The sequence below is a fragment of the Halobellus sp. GM3 genome, assembly GCF_052545375.1.
Genome location: NZ_JBQWLT010000001.1, coordinates 13,178 through 37,091 on the forward strand (window position 1 = coordinate 13,178; position 23,914 = coordinate 37,091).

The 23,914-nt window shown below is 59.9% G+C and carries 21 protein-coding genes; 19 read left to right on the forward strand and 2 right to left on the reverse strand.

The features are described from left to right. The first annotated feature begins 25 nt into the window (after nucleotides 1-25). The 14 genes from ACT3HL_RS00075 (at nucleotide 26) to ACT3HL_RS00140 (ending at nucleotide 14,783) form a co-directional block, all read left to right on the forward strand. Nucleotides 26-1,519, forward strand: a complete 1,494-nt coding sequence (locus ACT3HL_RS00075; RefSeq protein ID WP_445084773.1) for an aldehyde dehydrogenase family protein — start codon at nucleotides 26-28, stop codon at nucleotides 1,517-1,519. Nucleotides 1,520-1,834: 315 nt separating this feature from the next. Next, nucleotides 1,835-2,224 (forward strand): Rid family hydrolase, encoded by a 390-nt coding sequence (locus tag ACT3HL_RS00080; protein WP_445084774.1) that lies wholly within the window; start codon nucleotides 1,835-1,837, stop codon nucleotides 2,222-2,224. A gap of 252 nt (nucleotides 2,225-2,476) precedes the next feature. Continuing rightward, nucleotides 2,477-3,922: a Rieske 2Fe-2S domain-containing protein gene (locus ACT3HL_RS00085; protein WP_445084775.1), complete on the forward strand. Its 1,446-nt coding sequence runs from the start codon at nucleotides 2,477-2,479 to the stop codon at nucleotides 3,920-3,922. Beyond that, nucleotides 3,919-4,425 (forward strand): aromatic-ring-hydroxylating dioxygenase subunit beta, encoded by a 507-nt coding sequence (locus ACT3HL_RS00090; RefSeq protein ID WP_445084776.1) that lies wholly within the window; start codon nucleotides 3,919-3,921, stop codon nucleotides 4,423-4,425. The genes ACT3HL_RS00085 and ACT3HL_RS00090 overlap by 4 nt, the downstream gene beginning before the upstream one ends. A gap of 2 nt (nucleotides 4,426-4,427) precedes the next feature. After that, entirely contained in the window at nucleotides 4,428-4,835 is a 408-nt protein-coding gene (locus ACT3HL_RS00095; protein ID WP_445084777.1) for a hypothetical protein, read from the forward strand. A gap of 204 nt (nucleotides 4,836-5,039) precedes the next feature. After that, the gene (locus ACT3HL_RS00100) at nucleotides 5,040-5,924 is read left to right on the forward strand and encodes an aldolase/citrate lyase family protein (RefSeq protein WP_445084778.1); all 885 of its coding nucleotides are present in this window, start codon (nucleotides 5,040-5,042) and stop codon (nucleotides 5,922-5,924) included. Nucleotides 5,925-6,018: 94 nt separating this feature from the next. Further along, a complete protein-coding gene (locus tag ACT3HL_RS00105; RefSeq protein ID WP_445084779.1) occupies nucleotides 6,019-8,013 on the forward strand; it encodes an AMP-binding protein in 1,995 nt (664 codons plus the stop codon). A 143-nt stretch (nucleotides 8,014-8,156) separates the two neighbouring features. Further along, nucleotides 8,157-9,029, forward strand: coding sequence for a 3-keto-5-aminohexanoate cleavage protein (locus ACT3HL_RS00110; protein ID WP_445084780.1), 873 nt, complete (start codon nucleotides 8,157-8,159; stop codon nucleotides 9,027-9,029). Between the two features lie 291 nt (nucleotides 9,030-9,320). Beyond that, a complete protein-coding gene (locus ACT3HL_RS00115) occupies nucleotides 9,321-10,658 on the forward strand; it encodes an ABC transporter substrate-binding protein (protein WP_445084781.1) in 1,338 nt (445 codons plus the stop codon). Nucleotides 10,659-10,660: 2 nt separating this feature from the next. Beyond that, nucleotides 10,661-11,527 carry an ABC transporter permease subunit gene (locus tag ACT3HL_RS00120; protein WP_445084782.1) on the forward strand — a complete coding sequence of 289 codons (867 nt, stop codon included), beginning with the start codon at nucleotides 10,661-10,663 and terminating at the stop codon, nucleotides 11,525-11,527. After that, complete coding sequence (locus tag ACT3HL_RS00125) at nucleotides 11,524-12,615, forward strand: ABC transporter permease subunit (RefSeq protein WP_445084783.1); 1,092 nt, start codon at nucleotides 11,524-11,526, stop codon at nucleotides 12,613-12,615. Before ACT3HL_RS00120 ends, ACT3HL_RS00125 begins: the two co-directional genes overlap by 4 nt. Then, nucleotides 12,608-13,396, forward strand: coding sequence for an ATP-binding cassette domain-containing protein (locus tag ACT3HL_RS00130; RefSeq protein WP_445084784.1), 789 nt, complete (start codon nucleotides 12,608-12,610; stop codon nucleotides 13,394-13,396). Before ACT3HL_RS00125 ends, ACT3HL_RS00130 begins: the two co-directional genes overlap by 8 nt. Beyond that, a complete protein-coding gene (locus ACT3HL_RS00135) occupies nucleotides 13,396-14,115 on the forward strand; it encodes an ATP-binding cassette domain-containing protein (protein ID WP_445084785.1) in 720 nt (239 codons plus the stop codon). Before ACT3HL_RS00130 ends, ACT3HL_RS00135 begins: the two co-directional genes overlap by 1 nt. A 530-nt stretch (nucleotides 14,116-14,645) precedes the next feature. Continuing rightward, complete coding sequence (locus tag ACT3HL_RS00140) at nucleotides 14,646-14,783, forward strand: hypothetical protein (protein WP_445084786.1); 138 nt, start codon at nucleotides 14,646-14,648, stop codon at nucleotides 14,781-14,783. Between the two features lie 67 nt (nucleotides 14,784-14,850). Here the strand turns inward: ACT3HL_RS00140 and ACT3HL_RS00145 are convergent, their stop codons facing one another. Continuing rightward, nucleotides 14,851-15,807: an NAD(P)-dependent oxidoreductase gene (locus tag ACT3HL_RS00145; RefSeq protein WP_445085267.1), complete on the reverse strand. Its 957-nt coding sequence runs from the start codon at nucleotides 15,805-15,807 to the stop codon at nucleotides 14,851-14,853. A gap of 261 nt (nucleotides 15,808-16,068) precedes the next feature. Here ACT3HL_RS00145 and ACT3HL_RS00150 point away from each other — a divergent pair, with 261 nt between their 5' ends. Then, nucleotides 16,069-16,404, forward strand: coding sequence for a 4Fe-4S binding protein (locus tag ACT3HL_RS00150; protein WP_445084787.1), 336 nt, complete (start codon nucleotides 16,069-16,071; stop codon nucleotides 16,402-16,404). A gap of 86 nt (nucleotides 16,405-16,490) precedes the next feature. Here ACT3HL_RS00150 and ACT3HL_RS00155 read toward each other — a convergent pair whose 3' ends face one another. Beyond that, a complete protein-coding gene (locus ACT3HL_RS00155; protein WP_445084788.1) occupies nucleotides 16,491-17,702 on the reverse strand; it encodes an MFS transporter in 1,212 nt (403 codons plus the stop codon). 169 nt (nucleotides 17,703-17,871) lie between these two features. Between ACT3HL_RS00155 and fer the strand changes: the two genes are divergently transcribed. From fer to ACT3HL_RS00175, 4 genes are all read left to right on the forward strand, one after another. Then, a complete protein-coding gene (gene fer, locus ACT3HL_RS00160) occupies nucleotides 17,872-18,249 on the forward strand; it encodes a ferredoxin Fer (protein WP_445084789.1) in 378 nt (125 codons plus the stop codon). Between the two features lie 79 nt (nucleotides 18,250-18,328). After that, the gene (locus ACT3HL_RS00165; protein WP_445084790.1) at nucleotides 18,329-18,730 is read left to right on the forward strand and encodes a hypothetical protein; all 402 of its coding nucleotides are present in this window, start codon (nucleotides 18,329-18,331) and stop codon (nucleotides 18,728-18,730) included. Between the two features lie 68 nt (nucleotides 18,731-18,798). After that, the gene (locus ACT3HL_RS00170; RefSeq protein WP_445084791.1) at nucleotides 18,799-20,010 is read left to right on the forward strand and encodes an iron-containing alcohol dehydrogenase; all 1,212 of its coding nucleotides are present in this window, start codon (nucleotides 18,799-18,801) and stop codon (nucleotides 20,008-20,010) included. Nucleotides 20,011-21,024: 1,014 nt separating this feature from the next. After that, nucleotides 21,025-23,493: a GmrSD restriction endonuclease domain-containing protein gene (locus ACT3HL_RS00175; protein WP_445084792.1), complete on the forward strand. Its 2,469-nt coding sequence runs from the start codon at nucleotides 21,025-21,027 to the stop codon at nucleotides 23,491-23,493. The last annotated feature ends 421 nt before the right edge of the window (nucleotides 23,494-23,914 follow it).

The following is a 23,914-nucleotide window of genomic DNA, read 5'->3' on the forward strand; positions in this document are numbered from 1 at the left end:
ATAGCTCTACGATAGAATCCCGTGTATGGGTTTAGAAAGCAGTACGGGTAGTGACGCCACGATCGACAGGGAATGGGGACTATTCGTCGACGGCGAGTTCCGGCCCGCATCCGACGGTGCCCTCTTGGAGGTGCGAAACCCCGCGACGGGCGATCGGCTCACCGAAGTCGCGGCTGGCACGGCAGAGGACGTCGACGCGGCCGTCGAGACGGCCCGTGACGCGTTCAAAGAGTGGAAGTGGACCGATCCAGAACGCCGGGGCGACCTGCTCCGAGAGGTGGGCGACGTGATCGAGGCGCACGAAGACGAACTGACGAGAATCGAGAGCCTCGAGAACGGGAAGCCGATGTGGCAGGCCCGTCGGGACGTCGAACTGGCCGCGCGACGCTTTCGGTACTTCGCCGGCGCCGCGGACAAGCTCTACGGATCGGCCGTCTCTCATACCCCGGAGGAGGTCAGGACGATGGTGTACGAACCCTACGGGGTCGCGGGACTCATCATCCCGTGGAACTGGCCCGCGATGCACACTGGCGACTTCATGTCCGTCGCGCTTGCCGCCGGCAACTCGGTCGTTCTGAAGCCTTCGCCGAGCACGCCAGTGACGTCGTTGCGGATGGCAGAACTGGCAGACGAGATCCTCCCGGACGGCCTCATCAACGTCATCCCCGGCGGCGTCGAGCCCGGATCGGCCCTCTCGAGTCACGAGAACGTCGACATTGTCGCGTTCACCGGCAGCGACGCCAACGGCGTGAAGGTCCTCGAGAGCGCGGCACAGAACATCACGCCGGTAATGGCCGAACTCGGCGGCAAGAATCCGACGATCGTCTTCCCCGACGCTGACCTCGAGACGGCCGCCCAGACCGCCGTCTCGAACTCGTTTTTCAACAGCGGCCAGGCGTGTACGAACCCCGAACGGCTCCTGATCCACGAGGACGTCTACGACGAGTTCCTCGAACGCGTCAGCGCGCAGGTCGCGGACTTCGTGCTCGGATCTGGCCTCGACGACGAGACCCAGATCGGCCCGCAGGCGACACCCCAGCAGGCCCAGAAGTTCGCGGAGTACCTCGATATCGCCGTCGACGAGGGCGCGACGATCCACACGCAGGCGTCACTCCCGGATGACCCCGAACTCGAAGGCGGCAACTTCGTCCGGCCGACAGTCCTCACCGACGTCGACCCCGAGATGCGAATCGCACAGGAGGAGGTGTTCGGACCGCTCGTCGGCGTGATGTCATTCGCCGACGAAGCGGAGGCGATCGAGATCGCGAACGGAGTCAAGTACGGGCTGAGCGCTGCGATCTACACGCAGGACCTCGAGCGCGCCCATCGGGTCGCCAGCCGGATCGAGGCCGGAATCATCGGCGTCAACCATCCGAGTTTCGCCCTGCAGGGTCTCCCCTTCGGCGGGTACAAACGCAGTGGAATCGGTCGGAAGAACGATTTCGAGGAGGCGATGCACGACTTCGTACAGTCGAAAAGTATCGAGATAGACCTGACCGAGGGCGGAATGTCTCTCTGAACCAGGCTAGTGTCGTCTCTCCTTCCCGCTCGCGGCCCCGCCGACGCTCGGGTGTTAGTCCCCCATTCGGTAGTGGTCGTGGACCACGCATACACATTTATACTGAAACGTTTGGCCGTGTTTAGGTACGTATGAAGGGTGAGGTAGAAGTATTTCTTGGCGCTCTAGGACCTGAGACTGTCGAGAATTGGATCCGAGCGTTTGCCGCTTCGTTCAATGCGCCAAACTGACCACGAACAGGGCTGTGGCACAAACTTTTACTTAGCGTCCCCCAACCCGTGACATATGACGATCGAACGATTCGTTCCTGAGACAGTGTATGAGAAACTCCCGGACGGACTACCGGTCGCAAGTCTGTACTCCCAAGTCGTCCGGACGAGTCGCCCAACGCGGGTTCACATTGCGGGGACGGTAGCCGTCGACGACGAGGGAGATATCGTTGGAGAAGACGATATGGCGGCCCAGGTTCGGCAAGTCGTGAAAAACATCGAGAATTCACTCGCGGCAGCCGATGCCGATATGTCAGACGTCGTACGCACACGCGTGTACACCGTGGATATCGACCGATACCTCTCACAGGGAGTCGACGAGTTTCAGGTCGCCTTCGACGGGAACGAGCGGCCAGCGTCCACACTCGTCGGCGTCGACGAACTCGCGGTGCCGGAGTACCTCGTAGAGATAGAGGCCACCGCTGCTCCGGAGTGAAGGATATCATCGTACTGTGAACCACTATAGTAGCGTTTGCAACTGATTGCACAGCCGACCGCACGACGGCGTGCGGTCGAGTGTGTAAAGACTTGCAAACGCTACTATCGGCGGACCACTGGCGTTTCGGTCGAGGACCGGCAGCGTCGAGCACCACGACGCACGTCGTGTCTTGACTTTTCGTCTCACTGGACACGACGGATATATGAGGCGAAAAATTATTATATGTATGTTGGAAACGGTTATGTGGTTATGTCCCACGAAGAGTCATATGACAGCAGTTCAGCATCCCTCGGGGGCGATGGCCCCGACTCGTCGCCGTCTCTCCGAGAGTTTCTCGAATCCGGCGACGAGGTGGTCCAGGAAGGGCTCGTTCCGTTAAAGGCGTACAACGACGCAGAGGTCTTTGAGCTCGAACGCGAACGAATCTTCGGTCAGTGCTGGGTTTTCCTTGGTCACGGGTCGGAGATCCCCGATCCGGGCGACTACGCGTCGCGGTACATCGGCACGGACCCGTTTATTATGACTCGGGACGAGGCCGGCGATATTCGGGTCCTGTTCAATAGCTGTCGGCACAAAGGAGCCAAGGTCTGTCGGACCGAACAGGGGAATTCGAGTCACTTCCGGTGTCCGTACCACGGCTGGACCTACAAGAACGACGGCGATCTCATCGGCGTCCCGAACCGGGATTTGCTCCACGGGGAGAGCGAGCTGTGGACAGATATCGGGCTCAAACAAGCGCCGCGCGTCGATGACTACAACGGTCTCATCTTCGCCTCGCTCGACAGGGACGCGCCGCCGCTAGAGGAGTTCCTCGGTCCGGCAACGTGGTATCTCGACCTCTTCACGAAGGGGTTCAAAGGCGGGATGGAAGTGCTCGGGGAGCCGCACCGCGTCGAGATCGACTCCGACTGGAAGAGCGGCTCGGACAACTTCTTCGGCGACGCGCACCACACGGAGGTGGCCCACCAGTCCCTCCTCGAAATCGGGATGGCCGAGCCCGAGGCCGTACAGTACAGCCAAGAACTGAAGCAGGTCGTCGACCGTGTCAACGTCAGTCACGCCGGGCCCGCAGCGGGCACGTTCCGCATTCACAAGCAGGCGCCGGAGATCTATCTGGGGCAGGACCCGGCGTATATGTCCGGCGAAGAGCTGACCGAAGAACAGCAGGAAGCGCTCTCAAGGATGATGATCTACGTCGGGAGCGTCTTCCCGAATCTCTCCTTTATTTTCACGCCGGACACCGGTGCGCCGGGTGAGCCGGGCGCGACCGCGTCGATCCGTCAGTGGCAACCGCTCGGTCCCGGAAAAGCGGAAATGTGGAGCTGGGTCGTCGCCCCGGCCGACGCGCCTGACAGCTACAAAGAAGAGATACACAAAGCGACGACATCCACGTTCTCTCCCTCCGGGAACTTCGAACAGGACGATCTGGCGGTCTGGGAAACCATCGCCGACGTGGCCGACAGCACGTTCGCATCGAAAGAGGACTTACAGCTGAATTATAAGGGCGGGTGGCAGGTCGGCAATATATCGCCCAGAGACGACGACTGGTACGGTCCCGGTGTGGCGTGGGACGACGTCGTGACGGACGTTTCCTCGTATGCGTTCCACCAGAACTGGTACCACAAAATGCTCCAGAAAGACGGTTGGGCCTCCTGTCCCGACGTCGGAGACGGAAACGGGGGTGACGAGAGATGACCGCTGAATACGAGCGGCACTACCAGTGCGTTCAGTTCTACAACAGGGAGGCAGAGCTTCTGGATAGTCGGGAGTTCGAGGAATGGGTCGATCTGCTTTCCGACGATATCAATTACGAGATGCCGGTCCGCAACACCAAAGAGATTGGCGCGGACGCTGACGAGTTCAGTGACCAGACGTACTATTACTGCGAGAACAAAGCGAGACTCGAAAAGCGCGCTGAACGGTTTCACACGGAATACGCTTGGTCGGAGGATCCGCCGTCACTGACGCGGCGGTTCGTCACGAACGTCCGCATCGAGGAGGCGGACGACGAGGTGATCGAGACACGGAACAATCTCCTCGTGTATCGGAGTATGGGGGGCGACCGGCGACCGGTGTATCTGATCTCCGCAGAGCGGCGGGACACGCTGATCGAAGACGGGGACGAACTACTGCTCGACGACCGACAGATCCTCCTCGACGACCCAAGCGTCAAAGAGCGGTTGTCGCTGTTCCTGTGACAATGAGCGCAACCACTGATTCGCCAGAAGTTCGGCTCGAAAAGGTCGACACGAGGATGGGGTACCGGTTAGAAGTGAGGAGCACTCACTCGGGGAGTTCGATTCGAATTGATCCGCTCGGTCTCGAAGGGCTCTCTTGGCAGGATTTCGACGAACTGACAGAAGACACCGAAGCGAACCCCGATATCACACTCTACAAAGACGGGGAACCCGTGACGCCACCGCAGGAGATTCGGTTCCGGAACGAATACGCCTTGGCACTCGTCGACGTGACCGACGACAGCGTGGAGATATCGTCGCCGAAGATCGGTTTCACGAACCAGCTGACCGGTGAGGACCTCTCTTGGCTGTCGGAGCAGACCACCGAAATACTGTCTGAATTCCTCGAAAACCCCCTCGGTCCGGATTGAAGCACAGCACAGATGACTTACTGTGGACGCAATTGGGGAGGTGATCCACCTCTTGTCTGTCGATGACGACCGGGGTTTGGCGGACTTCACTGTGATTGTTCTCGAATGAGCAGACGTCCGGTTCGACCCGTCCGAGCCGATCGCGTCCCTGTCTGAAGGCAGTCGAAACGGTTACGGTCCGTGCGCGCGGTACCAATCGAGTATATGGACGAAATCCGCTCAATCCTGTACGTTCCGGCGCACCACAGCGACTGGGTCGCGGCGGCGACGACGCACGGGGCCGACGCCGTCATCCTCGATCTCGAAGACTCTGTCCCGGTCGATCAGAAGCCGACCGCGAGAGAAGCACTCGACGAGAACAAATCGACACTCGCAGAGGCCGAGACGGTCATCACTGTGCGGACCAACGAGTTCGGCTCCGAACTGTTCTACGAGGACATCGAGAGTCTCGGAGAGTGGGTCGACGCAGTCGTCGTCCCGAAAATCGAGTCCGCCGAAACCGTGAGTTCGATCGAAACGCTCCTCGAGTACGTCGAAGCGAAGGCGGGACTCGAGGATCGGATCGGACTCATCCCGTTACTCGAGAGCCCCGGGGGGGTCTACAACGCCCACGACATCCTCGCTGAAAGCGATCGAATCTCTGCTGTCGGAGGCGGAACGAGTCGCGGAGGCGACATCCAGCAGTCTCTCGACCTCGGTTGGTCTGCGGAGGGGTCCGAGACGATGTACCTCCGGTCGAAACTCGTGCTCGAAGCGAAGACGGCTGGCGTCGATCAAATCCTCTCGGGAATCTGGTCGACGGTCGACGACGAGGACGGTCTCCGAGAGAAGGCGAGACGACAGCGGCAGTTCGGCTTCACGGGGATGCAGGTCATCCACCCCTCGCAGGTGACTCCGGTCAACGAGGTCTTCACCCCGGACGCCGACACGGTCGAGTACTACCGCGAACTCGTCGAGGCCTTCGAGCGAAGCCAGGGCAGCGAGCAGGGCGTCATCGAGTTCGATGGCGAGATGGTCGACGCCGCGAAAGTCAAAAAGGCCCGACGCGTCCTCGAGCGCTCGGAGGTCATGGAGCCGGACTCGACGTAGCATCCCGCGCGAAGGCGACAGTGCGTCCGCCTCAACCCCCGGTATACTCAACAACATTTAATACCGCTCTGTCATCCAGTATTTGATAGTCACGATGGTAGATTCAGTAGATGACGAAATATGCTACGAACCAACAGAGGAGTTCGTCGAGCAGAGCAACGTGAGCGCGTTTATGCGCGAACACGGCATCGAGACGTTCGAGGACCTCCACGAACGCACGGTTTCGAACATCGAGGGGGTCGAAGATTCGGGTCTGGACTGGTTCTGGGACGAGGTGATCGAACACCTCGGGCTGGAGTTCTTCGAGGAGTACGACCTCGTCCGCGACGCCACCGACGGTCCGCAGTTCACAGACTGGTACGCCGGCGGCGAACTCAACATCGCACACAACACCGTCGACCGCCACGCCCGACTCGAGTCCGAACGCCGCAACAAGGTCGCGACGATCTGGGAGGGCGAGGACGGCGACGTCCGCGAGGTGACGTACCACGAACTGCACCGGCAGTCGAACCGCGTCGCCAACGCCCTCGAGAACCGAGGAATCGAGACCGGCGACACGGTCGGACTGTATATGCCGATGGTCCCGGAGATCGTCCCGCTGCTCTACGGCTGTTTCAAGGCCGGAGCCATCGCCGTCCCGATCTTTTCGGGGTTCGGCGTCGACGCCACCGCCACGCGCATCGACGACGCCGAGTGCGCCGTGCTGTTCACCGGCGACGGATACTACCGGCGCGGCGACGAGATCCGCCTCAAGGCGCAGGCCGACGAGGCCATCGAGAAAGCGGGTCACATCGAGCACACGATCGTGTACGACCGTCTGGGATCCGACGAGGCGTCCATCCCGTGGGACGACGCCCGCGACGAGTGGTGGGACGACGCCGTCGGGTCGGCGTCCGCCGAGTACGAGACCAAATCGCTCCCCTCGGATCACGAGTCGATGCTGCTGTACTCCTCGGGGACGACGGGAAAGCCCAAAGGGATCGTCCACACCCACGCCGGCGGGCTGGTGCAGCCGACTAAAGAGATCTACTTCGCGTTCGACCACAAGCCCGCAGACCGGTTCTTCTGGGTGAGCGACATCGGCTGGATGATGGGGCCGTGGACGCTCATCGGCAACCACGCGCTCGGCGGGACGGTCTTCCTCTATGAGGGCGCGCCGGACTACCCGAACCCCGACCGCTTCTGGGAGCTGATCGACGAGCACGGGCTCTCGGTGTTCGGGATCTCGCCGACCGCTATTCGCGCGCTGCAAAAGCACGGCGACGAGTGGCTCGCGGGCCACGACTTCTCGACGCTCCGCCTGCTGGGGTCGACGGGAGAACCGTGGGACCCCGACTCCTGGAAGTGGTTCCTCGACCGCGTCGGCGGCGGCGAGACGCCGATTATGAACATCTCGGGCGGGACAGAGATCTTCGGGTGCTTCCTCCAGCCGACGCCGCTTCACGCGCTGAAACCGGGGACCCTCGGCGGGCCGGCGCTCGGGATGGACGTCGACGTCGTCGATGCCGGCGGGGAGTCGGTAGCCGACGACAACGAGAAGGGGTATCTCGTCTGTAAGTCCTCTGCGCCCTCGATGACAAAATCGCTGTGGAGCGGCGACGAGCGATATCTCGAGGAGTACTGGTCGCGGTTCGAGGACATGTGGGACCACGGCGACTGGGCCCAGAAAGACGAGGAGGGCTTCTGGTTCCTCCACGGGCGCTCCGACGACGTGCTGAACGTGGCCGGACGAAAGGTCGGGCCCGCGGAGGTCGAGGGCGCGCTCATCGAACACGAGGCGGTCAACGCCGCCGTCGCGGTCGGGGCCGACGACGAGACGAAGGGGACGGCGATCGTCACCTACGTGATCCTCAACGAGGGGTACACGGAGACGGAGGCCCTGCGGGAGGAACTCCGGAGACGGGTCGGCGACGAACTGGGCAAGCCGTTTCGGCCCCGCGAGATCCTGTTCGTCGATGAGTTCCCCAAGACCCAGAGCGGGAAGATCGTCCGGCGGATCATCCAGAGCGTCTACGAGGGCGACGAGATCGGGGATCTCTCCAGCATCGAGAACCCCGAGGCGATCGACGGAATCGACGCCGCTCGGTAACGGGGTCGAATTATTCGCTTCTGGGCACTGAAGACAACGGGAGAACGACCGCAACCTCTCAATCGCGTCCCCTCGGAGTATGTGTCCACAATAGTTTTATAGTATGTCGCTGAATTCGCAGATGGTAGGTACCGCTGATTCCAATGAGTAAGGTAATCGTCACCGTCGCCCCTACGGGCGGCTTCGCAGGGAAAGAACAGAATCCGAACCTCCCGACCCGGCCCGATGAAATCGCAGAAGACGTCGCGAGGTGTCGCGAGGCCGGAGCGAGTATCGCGGCGATCCACGCCAGGAACCCCGACGACTCGGCCACATGCAACCCGGAGATCTATTCGGAGATCAACCGAAAGGTGCGCGATCGGTGTGACATCGTCATCAACAACAGCACGGGCGGCGGGTTCGGCGGCGATATGGACAAGGACCTCCCCGGCGGGCGCATCGAAGCGGACTGGGAAGAACGAAAGAAGGGCCTCGAGGCCGAGGGGGTCGAGATGGCCACGTTCGACTGCTTTACCACCTCTGTCGCTGTCGGCGATAAGACACAGATTCTCGACACCTCGATGGAACGATGTCGCGAACTCGGCGACCGCTTTGAGGAACGGGGGATCAAGCCCGAGTGGGAGGTGTTCGCCCCCACGCACATCCAGACGGTCAAGCAACTCATCGAGGAGGGGTACGACGAACCGCCGTACTACATCAACATCGTACTGAACGGCCACAAGACGTTCCAAGACGCGATGCCGTACAAGCCTGAGATCCTCCAGAACATGGCCTCGCAGCTGCCCGAGGAATCGAACCTCTGCGTGTCGGCTATCGGACCCGCCCAACTTCCGGCGACGACGCATTCGATCCTTCTCGGCGGCAACCTCCGCGTGGGGCTCGAGGACAACCTCTACTACGACGAAGGCGAGCTCGCGACCAACGTCGAACTCGTCGAACGAGCCGTTCGCATCATCCGCGAGCTGGGTCACGAGCCAGCCACGCCGGACGAGGCGCGCGAGATGCTCGGTCTGTAAGGCGCGCTCACTCGTTTCTCCGAGCGGGCGTCCGACCGGTGCGTGATTCGTGACGCCCGCTCATCCCTATAGAACGCCGTATCGGTGTCAGTATCGGATCAGTGATCGACGCTGGAGACCGGACGATCGCTTCTGCGGTCCGTTTCTGCGAATTACTCACTCGGACAGCCTCGTTCGACGGGACCGGACTCCGCCGAATCAGTACGAAAATTATTTATAGATCATAATGAATTGCTTTGGTAGGCTTTGGCAGTAGAGGTACGAGCAGAAGCCAGAGCAGATACTAGAATAATGTCAGATAAGCCTACGCGGTCGTTCGATCGGCGGTCGTTCCTGATGGCGGGAGCGGCCGTCGCGACCACTGGTGTGGCAGGGTGTCAGAATGGACAGAGCGGCGACGGGGGACAATCCGGCGACGGTGGAACGACTACCGGACAGGGAGGGGATTCGAGTAGCGACCCCCTGAAGATCGGCGTCCTCGCTCCCTCGCCGAACAACAATCCGGTCGGCGAAGGAATGCAGAACGCGGCGGCGTTAGCCGCGGAGCAGCTGAACGCCAACGGCGGAGTCGTTGGGAGAGACGTCGAGGTCGTCGTCGGCGACACCGAGGGAACCGCACAGGCGGGACGTGAGGCGTATCGAGACCTCACGCTGGGCGAAGAAGTCGATTTCACCACCGGCGTGTTCAACGCCGAAGTACTGCTCGGACTGATGGACTCGTTCGCCGATCAGGAGACGGTCCACCTGACGACGGCCGTGCTCACTCCCCAAGCGTCGCAGATGGTGAGCCGGGACTACGAGTCCTACAAATACCACTTCCGGCCGATGCCGAACGCGGTGGAGTTCGGCAACGCCGCCGTCGACTTCGTCACGCAGCGCTTCGCCGACTACGGGTGGAACAGGATCGCGGGGTTGGGCCTCGACGTCGACGATATGGCCCCACTCCAAAACGGTATCCTCGGTGCCGTTCGCGAGATGGAGGATTTCGAGGTCGTACTGGACGAGACCTACTCGCCCGGCACAGAGAACTTCGGCCCGCTCTTCGACCAAGTCGAGGAGAACGACGCCGACGTGTTGATGCCGTTTATGCCGTCGCCGCCGGATACGGCCGCCGCCGTCCAGTGGGCCCGCGGCGAGCGACAGTTCGAGTTCGCCGGCCTCCACGTTCCGTCGCAGTCACCGGACTTCTATCAAGAGACCGACGGGGCCGCGGCGTACACGATGTCGCTGACCGGGTTCACTCCGACAGTCGAGTTCAGTGAGGCCACCCAACCGTTCCTCTCGGAGTACCGCGAGACGTTCGATACCACTGGCGTGTTCTCGGCGCTCATCACGTACGCGGCCGTCAACATCGCCGTCACGGCCATCGAACAGGTCGGCGAGATGAACACCGAAGCGCTCATCTCGACGCTGGAATCGAACGAGTACGAAAGCTCTCAAGGGGCGATCAACTTCTACGGACCCGATCATGACTTCGCACACGACATGATGTATCAGATCGGCGAAAGTCCGCCGATCATCCAGCAGTGGCAGCCCACGGCGGACGATTCGAGCCGCGGGACACAGGAGGTCGTCTTCCCCTCCGAGTTCCAGACGGCAGAGCACCAGTCTCCGCCTTGGATCAATTAGGTATGGCGGATCCACTCACAATCGTCGTACAGGCGGCGATGATAAGCGCGCTGTACGCGCTCGTCGCCATCGGATTCACGCTGATCTTCGGCGTCGGCGGCGTCCTGAACCTCGCACACGGCGCGACGCTCACGATCGGCGCCTTCTCGGCGTACTATGCCGTGAACGCGCTTGGACTGGGACTCCTCGGAGCGGTGGCTACAGCGGCCGTCGTCCCAGCGCTGTTCGGCGCAGGGCTGTATTTCGTGTTGATTCGGAAGTTCCGAGACGACCCGATCATCGTGATGATCCTCACGCTCGTCGTGACCGTCGCGGTCGAGTCGCTATTCCTCGTTGTGGAGGGAACGAGCGCGTACACGCTCCCGCAACTCCTCTCGGGGAACACGACTGTCGCAGGGGCCAGCGTCTCGTACAATCTCGTGGCCATCTTCGCGCTATCTTGGGTGATCATCGGTGCCGTGTTCTACTGGGTCAACCGAACCGATACCGGTCGGGCGATTCTCGCGACGAGTATGGATGGGAAGGGAGCGTTCCTCGTCGGGATCGACACTGGACGCGTGAACCTCCTGATGTGGGTCGTCGCCAGTGTACTCGCGGGGCTCGCCGGGTACTTTCTCGGATCGCACCTGACGATTGGCTGGAGTATGGGACGGACGCCGTTTATCCTCTCGTTCGCCATCGTCATTCTCGGCGGCCTCGGCTCCGTCAAGGGCAGCGTCGTCGGCGCGTACGTGATCGGGACGATCGAGGTCCTCACGACGAACGTCCTCAATCCGCAGCTCCAAGGGCTGGCTCCGCTCGTCGTAGTGATTATCGTGCTCTTGGTCCGCCCATCCGGACTGTACGGAACCGAGGTGGATATCGGATGAGCACGGGCGCGGACGTGGCGACCGACCGCGAAGGCGGGGGGGCGTCCCTTCTGGAAACGGTCAACCCGTTGGCGAAGCCGCTTCGGTACAAGCTCGGGCTTTTCGGGTTCGTACTGCTGGCGGTGTTACCCATCGCGCTCACTCCGTTGCAGGCACTGACAGTCGCGACAGCGTACTTCTTCGCGATGTTTGCGATGAGTTGGGACGTCGTCTCTGGGTACACCGGTCAGATCAGCCTCGGCCACGGTGCGTTCTTCACGGCCGGCGGGTACACCTCGACGCTTCTGAACCTCACGTTCGGACTCGATCCGGTGTTGACGATTCCCGCAGGTGTCGTCGTGGCTGTCGTCGCAGGCCTGATCCTCGGTATCCCGACTCTCAGGCTCAAGGGGCCCTACTTCTCGCTGGTGACGCTGATCGCACCGCTGATACTGTTGCGAGTGTTTATCGTTTACAGCGACGTCCTCGGTGGCACTACCGGTCTCAGCCGCCCCGACGCGCTGTTCGACCTCGGTTCGACCGATGCAATCGCGACGTACTACGTCGCATTCGGTCTGTTTACGATCGTGCTCGCCGTCCTGCTCGCCGTGACTCGATCGAACGCAGGCGACGTGTTCACCGCGATCAGGGAGAGCGAAGACGCCGTCAGTTCCGCCGGTCTGAACCCCGCGAAATTCAAGCTCTTCGCGTTCGCTCTCAGTGCGGCTATCGGGGGGCTTGCGGGCGCCGTCTTCGTTCACACGCCCGTCGGAAGCCCGACGCCGAGTTCGCTACTGGATCTCTTCGTCAGCGTCGAGGTCATCATCGCGGCCATCATCGGCGGGATGGGAACCATTGTCGGGGCCGCCGTCGGCGGCCTCTTCTTCGTTCTCCTCCGAGAGGTCCTCAGCGGAGTGGCAGTAGAGATCCCGATGCTCGGCGTCAGCGTCGCCGAGGTCGATACGGTCCTCTTCGCGGTATTGACGATCGCGCTGGTGTATTATTATCCCAGCGGCCTGCTCGGGGGCGCGCTCACCGAGGGAAGGCGACTGCAACGCGGGTTTGTGACCCGGTTCGGGAACTCTGAGGGGGGGCTCGACGATGAGTAACGCCCGCCGCCGCGACGGGGGTGAGGACCCCGATTTCGGGTCGACAGACGGCAAGCTCGTCGTCTCCGGACTGACCAAGCGCTTCGGCGGTCTCACCGCAGTTGATCACCTCTCTTTCGCGGTCACTGGGGGTGAGATTCTCGGATTCATCGGACCGAACGGCGCTGGGAAATCGACAACATTCAACTGTATTACGGGGGCCCTTGAGCCGACATCCGGAACTGTTTGGTACGAGGGCGAAAACGTCACGCGACTGGCGCCGCATCAGATGGTGAAACGAGGACTCGCTCGCACCTATCAGTCGTTTCGCCCGCTCGAAGACCGACCCGTCATCGAGAACGTGAAGCTCTCGTTAGTTCCGGACAAACTGCTCTCGCTGTCGGGGCTTCGCGGTGAAACCCGATCGAGGGCCCGAAGTGTCTGCGAACTCGTCGGCCTCGCGGACGATCTCGAGACGATGCCGGACGAGCTGCCGCACGCCGGCGTCCTCCGGCTCGAACTCGCTCGCGCACTGGCGACTGATCCGGAGTTCCTATTGATCGACGAGCCGTTCGCCGGACTCGCCGAACAGGAGGTCGAGGAACTCTCAGCGCTCATCAGGCGACTCCGAGACGAAAACGGCGTCACGGTCGTTATCGTCGATCACAATATGCGCGGACTGCTGTCCCTCGTCGACCGGGTCGTCGTCATCCGGTTCGGCGAGCACATCGCCGAGGGATCGCCCGAAGAGATCCGCGACGACCCCGTCGTCAAGCAGGCGTACCTCGGGGGTGAGTCGTGATGAGCGACGATACTGGGGCGGACGGTTCGCTCCTTCGCGCAGAAGACCTCTCGGTCTCCTACGGAAAGGTCGCAGCGCTCCGCGGCGTCTCTTTCTCCGTGGATGACGGGGAGTTTGTCGCCGTTATCGGTCCAAACGGCGCCGGAAAGTCGACACTCTGTGATGCGATTTCCGGCTATCTGGACTACGAGGGATCGATCGAATACGCGGGAACGGAGGTCAGAGAGACCGGCCACGTCGTAGAGGACGGCCTCATCTACTGCTCTGAATCCCGCAACCTCTTCGGAAATATGAGCGTCGCGAACAACCTCGAACTCGGCGCGTACCGAAGGAAGGGTAACGTCGACGAGCGTCGGGAGTTCGTCTACGACCTGTTCCCGGTTCTGGAGGATCGAAAGAAGCAACTGGCGCGTACGCTCAGCGGCGGCCAACAGCAAATGCTCGCCATCGGTCGGGCACTGATGGGAGATCCGCGCGCGCTGGTGCTCGATGAACCGACGATCGGTCTCGCGCCGGTCATCTGTGACGACATCACCGAGGCACTCGCGCAGATTCACGACGAGGGCGTTTCGGTGATCCTCCTCGAACAGAATGTGACCTTCGCGATGGATCTGGCCGATCGAGTCTTTCTCCTTGAGAACGGTTCCTTCGCCCGTGAGGGGCCGCCGGAGGTCCTCGAAGACGACGAATACATCCGGGACGCCTATCTCGGAGGATAGCGCCGCTGTGTGAGGCGCTCTACTGCATCGCACTCGTGGCTCTCACTCTCGGACCGTATCGACTGACCGCGTTTTCATACCCTCCGGAGCGTCGGCGCTCCGTCACAACGGCCGTGATTATCACGAACGTAGATGTTTGTTATATACGAAGTTTATTTGATCGGCTGATAGCTCCCTTTGGACATATACTATTACGAAACTACTGTTGTAACACCTTGGGGATATTCTCGAACTTCGGTCGTATTTTCACCGCTCGCGATCGCCACTCCGTAGCTTGGGTATACGGAGATCGAGATACGTCTTTCATCATCGACTCGCTCCATTTCCCTTTGCAATATACGAACCATAGCTCGAAACCGCTCCCGACTCCCCGATCGGCTATGTAGGATCACGGGACCGAACTCCCCCTCGACGACCGCTGGACGGACCACGAGTGACAGGGTCTACACCTGCGCGGACGTCGTCCAATCGCATCGCTGGGTGCGTCCCTCGAAGTCGGTGACGGCATCACTACCGGCACGCACGCAGGCGTGAGCGAACTCCACGGCGGCGACGCCATCGAGACCGAGATCGAAGGCGTCGGCTCGATGACCGTCGATGTCGCCGGTCGCGACGTCAGCTACGCCGACGCCAGCGTTCAGCAGGGCGGGCAGGAAGAGCAGGTCTGAGTACACTCCCGAACGTCTCAAGGCGGATTCTGGCGTGCAGGCCCTCGAATGGCCCTATCCCATCGGTTCAGGGTACCACTTGATTTTCCAGACCAGTCCACGTGTCCGTCTCTTCGGCCTGTTCGACGTTCCGAGCGAGGATATCCGCGCGCCGCGTCCAGTACGCCGGCGTGTAGCCGGCGACGTGTGGCGTAATGAAGACGTTCTGGAAATTCCACAGCGGATGGTCCTGCGGCAGCGGCTCAGGGTCCGTTACGTCGAGTGCGGCCCCCCCGAGCTGACCGCGACGAATCGCGTTCACCAACGCATCGGTATCGACGACTCCACCTCGACTGACATTCACTACGATCGCATCGGAGGGAAGCACATCAAGGGTATCAGCGTCTATGAGGCCCGCTGTCGTCTCGGTGAGCGGACACGCCAACACGAGGTAGTCCGCTCGAACGAGTGCGGATTCGATTTCGTCGAACCCCAGTACCTCGTCGCTCGGGCCTCCCTTTTCGGGCGTATATCGGATGCCGATGGTCTCGACGCCGAACGGTTCGAGCCGGTTGACGATGGCTGTCCCCACCGCACCGAGGCCGACGACCGTGACAGTCGAACCGTTCAATTCGCCGGCCGCTTGGAAATGTCTCCACTCTGCTCTATTTTGTCGACGAATTCCTTCGTCGAGCCGCCGGACGAACGTGAGCAGCCACCCGATAACGTGTTCGGCGATGTTCGGACCGTGGACGCCCGATGCGTTTGTTACCGTAACACCCCGCTCACGAAGGTGGTCCAGCGGGAGTTGATCGTACCCGGCCGATACAGCGGCGAAAAGACGGAGTTCGGTAGCCGCCGAGAGCAACGATTCGGGGAGAAAGAGTCCCGTAATAACGTCGGCATCGACAGCCTCGCTCTCTCTTTCCGACGCGGTTTTCGGATGAACCATAGTCGCCTCCGGCAACTGCTCCGACAGCGCGTCGACGTACTCTCTCACAGGGATACCGTGTACAGCGTCGTCGAGGACGAGAACTTTTGTCATCGTTTCTCGCACGTCATTTCAGCAGGGGCAGGCAAAGTCTTTCCTCTGCTCGAGAGGAGCCACCGCTCGAAGTCACAAGCGTCGACTCTCTCGGGAACCACGCACCCACACATCTTGAGCCGGGGAGTTCGTAATATACAAAGGCAGTCCGGATGTCGTAGTGTCCCTCTTTTGATCCGGTCTGGTTCAGCTTTGACGTCGGATCGACCCGATGGATTATTGATTACTATTAAGTGGGCTCCTGTAGCATATATGGTAACGATGTCCATCGATACGGAGTTCGAGGAGACGTACGAGAAGGTCGACGGCCACGCGGACCATCGGGTTTGGACCCCAGACGGTGACGCTCCGACTGCGGAAAAACAGGGTATCCACGGAACAAACGTCGCGGTCGACTTCGATGTCTGTATGGCGGACGGTTCCTGTCTCGACGGATGCCCGGTTTCCGTGTTCGAGTGGACGGAAGCGCCGGGCGACGATGGGAGAAAGAAGGTTGTTCCGACCAACGAAAGCAAGTGCATCGAGTGTATGCTCTGTGTCGAGATCTGTCCGGTCGATGCCGTCGACGTCGATTCCGGCCGAGAGAGCCGAATATGATGCTGTGCACGTCGATTGTCGTATTCTACTCTAAGACCCCCCGTCTCAACACGCGTTCGAAATCGACCAACTGACGCCATTCTCGGTTACGAACGGCGAACGAGAACGAACAGGATTGTCGCGCTGACGAGGAGCAGCGAACCAAACGCGGCGACGAGGAATCGGTATCCGTCGACAGTAGACGCAAAGCCGGTCTCTGCGAGATACGTGAATGAGACGGGTCCGACGGTCTGGCCGAGCCGAAGCATACTCGTCCGCAGTCCCATCACGCCCGCACGGAGTCTGTTCGAGACCGACGAAACGATGGTGGTATCGATAGAGGGCGTGACGACCCCGAAGCCGAGACCGAAGGCGAGCAACGACGCGCCGACGAACACCGGCGACGGTGACAGTCGAACACCCAAGAGGCCGGCTCCACAGAAGGCAAACCCGACCAGAATCAGTTCCGGTGCGGGTAGCCGGGCAGAGATCCGCCCGTATTGTGCGGCGATCACCGCTGTCGAGAGGGATACTGCCCCGAGGACGAGGCCGATCCCGCCTGATGAGAGCGCGAACCCGTCTCTGAGCAGGAGCGGCACGGCAGTCTGGACCGCACCGTAGAACACGAAAAACAGCGTGAAAATCGCCCCGAAGATCGCCACCGCTTTCGGGTGCATCGCCGCGATCCGCAGCTGGCCGAAGTAGGCGCGTATATCGTCCGACTGCGCGCTATCGGGTTCTGGAAGCACGACCACGGCGACGATTCCGACGAGGATTCCCACCCCGAAGAAATAGAACGGAACGTTCCAGCGGATCCCGGCTAGCGCCCCACCGATCAGCGGATACAGCGCTGCCCCAGTGCCGATCATGCTCGCGTTCACGCCCAGCACCGCGTTCTGTTGTGTCCCGTGGTAGAAATCACCGATCAACGTGACCGTCAGCGTCACGAGTGCGCTCGCGCCCACTCCTTGGAGGAATCGAAGAATCAAGACTACCTGAAAGGTCTCGACGAATCCGATTCCGGCCCCGCTGGCTCCGAATATAAACAGCAGCGGGATGATGACGCGTCGTCGTCCGATACGGTCCGCGACCAGACCGATAAACGGTGTCAGGACGATTCCCGGGAGCGTATAGACCGTCAGCAGGAGACCGACTCGGGCGTCAGAGATTCCGAACACGGTTCGCAACTCCGGCAGGAGGGGACTGATGAGCGAAACGCCCATGACTCCCATCAGTGAACTTGCGAGGATTATACTCAGCGTTCCCGACCCCCACGGAATCTGTGAGCCTGTGACGTCCGTCTCAGTGACCGAACTCATATTCACACTCGGATCGTGCCATCATCTCGATGGATCTGCTTCTCCCCAGTGACGTACTGGCGCGTTTCTCCGCTATTCTTTTAATCGCTTTGATGTTCTGCGTCTACAGAGCCTGTTTCGCATATGTTTTGCGAAGAGTATATGTGTGATCGAACGTGACGCTACAGGTATGCCAACCGTCGAGTATCTCGACTACGACGTGATCGAAAAAGAAGAGTGGGACGTCGATAACGAGGACAATTTCGAACGGGCCGCCGAAATGGACCTCCCCGAGGAATCTTACGGGACGATAGATGTTGACGAGGGAGAGACGATTCTTGACGCCGCCGAGGCTGCGGGCCTCGAGTGGTCCTACTCCTGTCGGGCGGCCTCGTGTGCGAACTGCACTGCGTTCCTCGTCGATGGCGAGATCGAGATGGGGATGCAGCACGTCCTGAGCCACGCTGATATCAACGAAGAACATTTTAGGCTGACGTGTGTTGGGTCACCGGCGACCGATTCCGTGAAGATCGTGTGTAACGCTAAGGGTCTCACACCGTACTGGTAATAGAATTTCCGGCCGTCAGAATATCTGACTTGAGTATCACAACGGTACGTTTTAGTTCAGAAGCACAATCCACCGGTGTATGTCGCGTGAGGAATACCGAGACGCGAAGAATTACACCATCGAATGGGACAGCGACGTCGAGTCCGTGATTCACACTTGGACGCGGTTCTCGACCGGTCAGGCCTTTCGAGACGGTCTCGACGAGGCACTCGAGGCAATCAGGTACTACGGGTCTTCGAGAATTATCTTTGACACCAGTAACATCAAGGCACACAGTTCGAACGATAAAGAGTGGCTTCAGACCGAGTGGCTTCCGGACATGCTCGATGCGGGTGTAGACTCGGTCGCGACAGTCCACGCCGACAGTTCGATTTCGGCATCCGAGCGCAGGCAAATGCAAGAAGAGATGAGTAGCGCTCGACACGATCAGTTTGTAACCGAAGATCTCGAAACGGCACGAGACTGGATGGATACTCGGTAGACTGCCCTCGATTGCCGTCCACCGACGTCTACGCCACAGTTATGCCCCCACGATGTCTGCCTCGGAGTATGGACTCGGAAACCGAGCCGTTCACCTTCGAGTATCTCCCGACGGAGGTCGCATTCGGTCGTGGATGTGTCCGGATGCTCGGTGAGAGATTGGATGAACTGGGGCTCTCGCGGGCGCTCGTTGTGTGCGGAGAGAACGTCGGTGCGAATCGAGACGTGATCGAACCGGTGGAATCAGCTCTCGACGCACGGCGGGTATCAACATTCGATTCCACCACGCCCACGAAGCGATTGGAAACAGTGTTCGACGGTATCCGTCGAATCGACGAACGCACTGTCGACTGTGTCGTCGCCGTCGGGGGCGGCAGTTCGATCAACATCGCGAAGGCGATGTGTCTGCTCGAGCCGTCCGACCACTCTCACAACAGTATCCGTATCGCAGTCCGCGAAACGGGTGCGCTCCCGAAGCCCGACACAGATAAGACGGTTCTGCCGAACGTCGTGATTCCGACGACGATGGCCGGGGCTGACCTCACCGACGATGGAGGGGTCACGTACGCACATTCCGCAACAGAGGCGCCGGGAACGAGTGACCGGCGCACCGCGTCCTACTCGGACTCGAGGATTATGCCTTCTGCCGTGTTCTACGATCCGGAGCTATTCGCGACGACACCGACGGATGTCCTCGCGGCGTCTGCGATGAACGGGTTCGACAAGGGGATTGAGACGGTCTATTCGCGCGAAGCGACGCCAGTCTCGCGTGCTCACGCGTTACAGGGGTTGCGGTATCTCCAGGCCGGCCTCCCGCGTTTGTCCGCTAACCACTCTGAGGGAGCACTTGACCGATCGGTGCTGGGTATTCTGTTGGTGCAATACGGCCGAAAGACGAATATCATTCACACGTTCGGAAATGGCGTTTCTGACCACTGCGACGTCCATCAGGGACTCGTTCACGCCGTAGTGGCCCCGGCCGTCCTCCGATACGTCTTCGACCGCGCCGATGCCAAACGTCGAGAGATCGCTTCCGCCCTCGACCTGCAACAAACAAATCTCTCCGACGGTCAGGTCGCTGACGCCGCGGTCGAACGTCTGTCGACAATCCGTGATCAACTCGGACTCCCTTCGAGACTTCGCGAACTTGACGGAATCAAACCCGAGTACCTACCCAGTGCCGCCAAAGCCATCGCAGCGAACCCGAAACACGCCCGGAACCCTCCCCGTGTCTCTCCATCGTCTGAGGAAATACTGGAAATATTACAAGCGGTTTGGTGAGAAGCTCTCTCACTCTCGTGCGATCAGTGACATAGAAACCCGTCTCTACGTTGTAGAATTATCAATATGAAATACAGTCATCTCAGTCATTAATAATGCCTCAAAACGGAGTCATGTCACTGTTCACAACTGGATGCGGAAAGCAGGTTTACCGCCACTAGCGGTGCGCATCCGAATCGGGTTGCGAGACGTCTGAAGGCGGTTCGTATCAGTGGTGAGCGGTACTATCGTAGCGTGTGCACCCGCGTGCGCACCGACCGCACGCGGTCGGGCGATCGGGTGAGTGAAGACGGGAAAACGCTACGATATCTGTGTGCTGCGGTCGATCCTCAAACGAATCGAGTCCTATGCTCAAATTTCCGATATACTATCTTTCGGTCGCTCGAGAGTACCGTACTGATTAGCCGAGAGATACGACGTTGAGAGGACCTCCTTCTCGTTGATGACGCCGACGACCCGGTCGTTGGTCTCCACTGTGACGGTTACAGCTTCCGCATCGAACAACACGAATTCAGGAACTCAAAAAATATATTTTGAATGGTAAGTCTGATCATCTACTTGTTCTCGAACTAGTATTGCTACGTCGATTCACCACCCGCCGAAAGGAGGTGTCCCCTCCAGTCGTGATCCCGACGAATGCGACACTACCAGTGGTATTCCGGAGATTGCAGTCAACGACCGGGCGAATCTTCGCTCTACTCTCGTGTGAGATTGTAGCGCTTTCACGTCTCCGCTCGCTCGAATTCGCGCTGGTGCGATCGGGCGCGTACGCAGGTGCAAACGCTATGATACCCACAATCGTGGTCACGACGTCGAGCCCGTCGAGTACCTCACAGAAATTTGGGCAGAGCCCCCAAACCGGGAGTCCGGCGACCATCCGAACTCCTCAAACGGACTGCATCTCACTACCACGTGATCTCGTCCTCGGAGGCCTTCGCGCGCGGCCAATTTCACCTGACCAGCGTGTCTGCTGATTCGCGATACTACTATGTGCGTCCTCTCTGACAGGCCGATATGGCTGACGATGCTCGGACGCTCTACAATGCCTACATCGACTACGATCACGTTGATCTCGACATCGCAGCGGTCGCAGACCACGTCGCGATGCAGCAGATCGCGGGCGAGAATTTCGAGATGGAAAAGCGAACGGTAGGAGACGTGCTGTCAGATCGGACGTTCAACGTTCCGGAATATCAGCGACTGTTCTCGTGGAAGGAGACGCATCACCGGCAATTGTGGTCCGACCTCCAACAGTTCGTGGAGGCCGATCTCGTCGAGGATTCAGACGTCTCCGACGTGTTCTTCAGTTCGATGTACTTCGCCGTCGACAAAGACAGCAACACACACGAGATTATCGACGGCCAACAGCGACTCACCTCGATCAATATCCTCTTGCTCTCCATCCTCGAGGAACTCCGCGCCCTCGATCCTGAATCGATCCAGCAGGAGACAGTCAGTCGGCTCCGCGATGGAAGCATTCAGCAGATAGAATCTCTTCTCTATCGCTTCGAGAACCCTCTCAAGGGAGACGTTCCGCGCCTTTCGCTCAATAAACACGACGATGATGACGACGCAGACTTGGGATTCTTCGAGGCGCTTATGCTGGGCCCCGAAACTCGGTTGGAGTACCTCTGTTCGGACGAGCGTGAATCCGTCGACGGTCGTCGTGGCGATGCGACGCGAATCTCGGATCTCGTCGATGAATTCCGGATTAGCGACCGAGTCATCGAAGAAAACGACCCCGATACGTCGTCGTTCTCTAATTTCACCCCGGTCTACGACTCGAACTGGCGGTTACTCGACGCGTACAACTTCTACAAAGGCCGAATTGAGGAGGTCGTCGCCGCGGCGGACGATACCGACAGCGAGGCGCTCGCGCTGATCAACCTCAGCCATTACATCCAGAACTCGTACCACGTTGGCGAGTTCATCATCCGGAACGCAGCACCCGATTTCCGGATGCAGATCTTCGAGATCCTCAACGACCGCGGGCTCGAACTCACGAAGATCGACCGCATCCGAGCCGCAGTCGTGAACGCGTTCTTCGACGCCGACGACCGACAAGAGTACGTGGACAAGTGGGAGGACATCGTGGTCGCGTTCGCCACTGATGAAGCCCAGATAGACGAGTATCTCTCTGTCTATCTCAGCCTCGTCGATCCCGAAATCGAGACGGTGGGGGAAGCCAGTGCAGAACTCACCAACGCGTTCGCGACTCGTAATCTCGAATCCGACGTCCGACCGCGGTTGCGGTACCTTGACGACGCTCGAGACTTCCTCGACCACGCCCACGACCTCGTTCCGTACTATAAAGACATCACGAATTCGGCACTGGAACCTACAGACCTCGCGCTCGCGGAGGCACACAAGAAGTGCCACGAGGTGCTGGTTCGTCTAAACGACCAGCGGATGAACCAGTGGCGTCCGTTCATTTTGGCGCTCTACCACCACACAGTGACGGACTCGAATGCGAGCGGCGAACAGCTCTTCGATGTGCTCGACACGGTCGAGAAACTCAATTTCAGACGGCTCCTCGTCGGCGAAGATCCGAACATCTTCCAAGAGATCTTTATCGAGACCGTTCACCGGTTCTCGCTCTCGCCCGAAAACGAAGCCGACGAGCGCGTCTACGACGACTCGCGTCGGCATCTGATCGACGAGATGCGGTCGTCGAATCCGTCGATGTTCTCCGATCGATTCGTGGATATCGTCACTCAGGCGCAGGCGTGGAACCCTCAGAACGCGAAACTCCTGTTCGGCAAAATCGCGAACGAGCACTTCCGTGGGGAGGGGATGTACGTCGAACGACGCCTGAATATGGGCAGTATCCATCTCGAACACGTCCTCCCACAGAGTCTGATACACGATGCCGACGACCCGGTATGGTTGATTGAATTCTTCCACCTTGAGGACGACGAGGTCGAAATCGCTGACGCGATTCGGACCTATATCGAGTTGTACCGCCGGGACGACGACGAACTCACCGAAGACGAGCGCCAACGTCGCGACAGCATCGAGGAGTTCATCACCCAGCGATTCGTCAATGACCTCGGAAACTTCCTCTTGCTCCGCGACAGCGACAACATCAGGGCGAGCAATCTCCCCCTCGTCGAGAAAATGCCACAGTACTTCGACACCGGTGAAGACTTTCGGAGTATTCACCCGAATCGATACTTCACCGAAACTGAGGGAGTGGTCGACCGATCGAAGCTCGAGGACTTGCTCGAACAGTCTCGGGCCGTCCAGCGGGGTGAACGTGACGAGATCGATCCATCCTTGGCAGACTATTTCAATTCCCTCTGGACGTACGAGGCGTTGCAGGCCAGACGTGTCGGGCTTCTCGAGGACACGCTCGATATTGTCGCGTTCGAACAGCTCGATGATGAGTTCGGGTTCGTGTCCGACCGCGATGATGTCCGAGAACGGATTTGCAGGCAAACCGAACGGGAGTTCGAGAAACGCCTCTCACTTCGCTCGCTCTGATAAGCGGATACACTATCGTCGCGTTTGCAATTGATTGCTCATTCGATCGCACGACTGCGTACGATCGGATGAGTGAAGACGTACAAACGCTACTATAGTCGACTAAATTTTTCTTCGGCGCTCGAACCACTTGACCCCGAGACGGTTCACGCCGCTTTTGACTCTACTCTGTGCAGAAATCGAACGGACCGGGATTCGGAACCCGCCTTTTACTCGCTCTCTTCGGCCGCTCGCAAAAGCTGGTCCAAAAATCCGAAGACCGAGAAAAACGGACCCGACGGGACTCCCGCGAGCGAAGCGAGCGGGAGGTCGTCGGGGGAGTGAGGCCGAGCGAAGCGAAGGCCGAACGGACCCGACGGGATTTGAACCCCGGTCGCTCGCTCCACTCGCTCCCTGATTCAAATCCCGCGGCTGTCGCTGA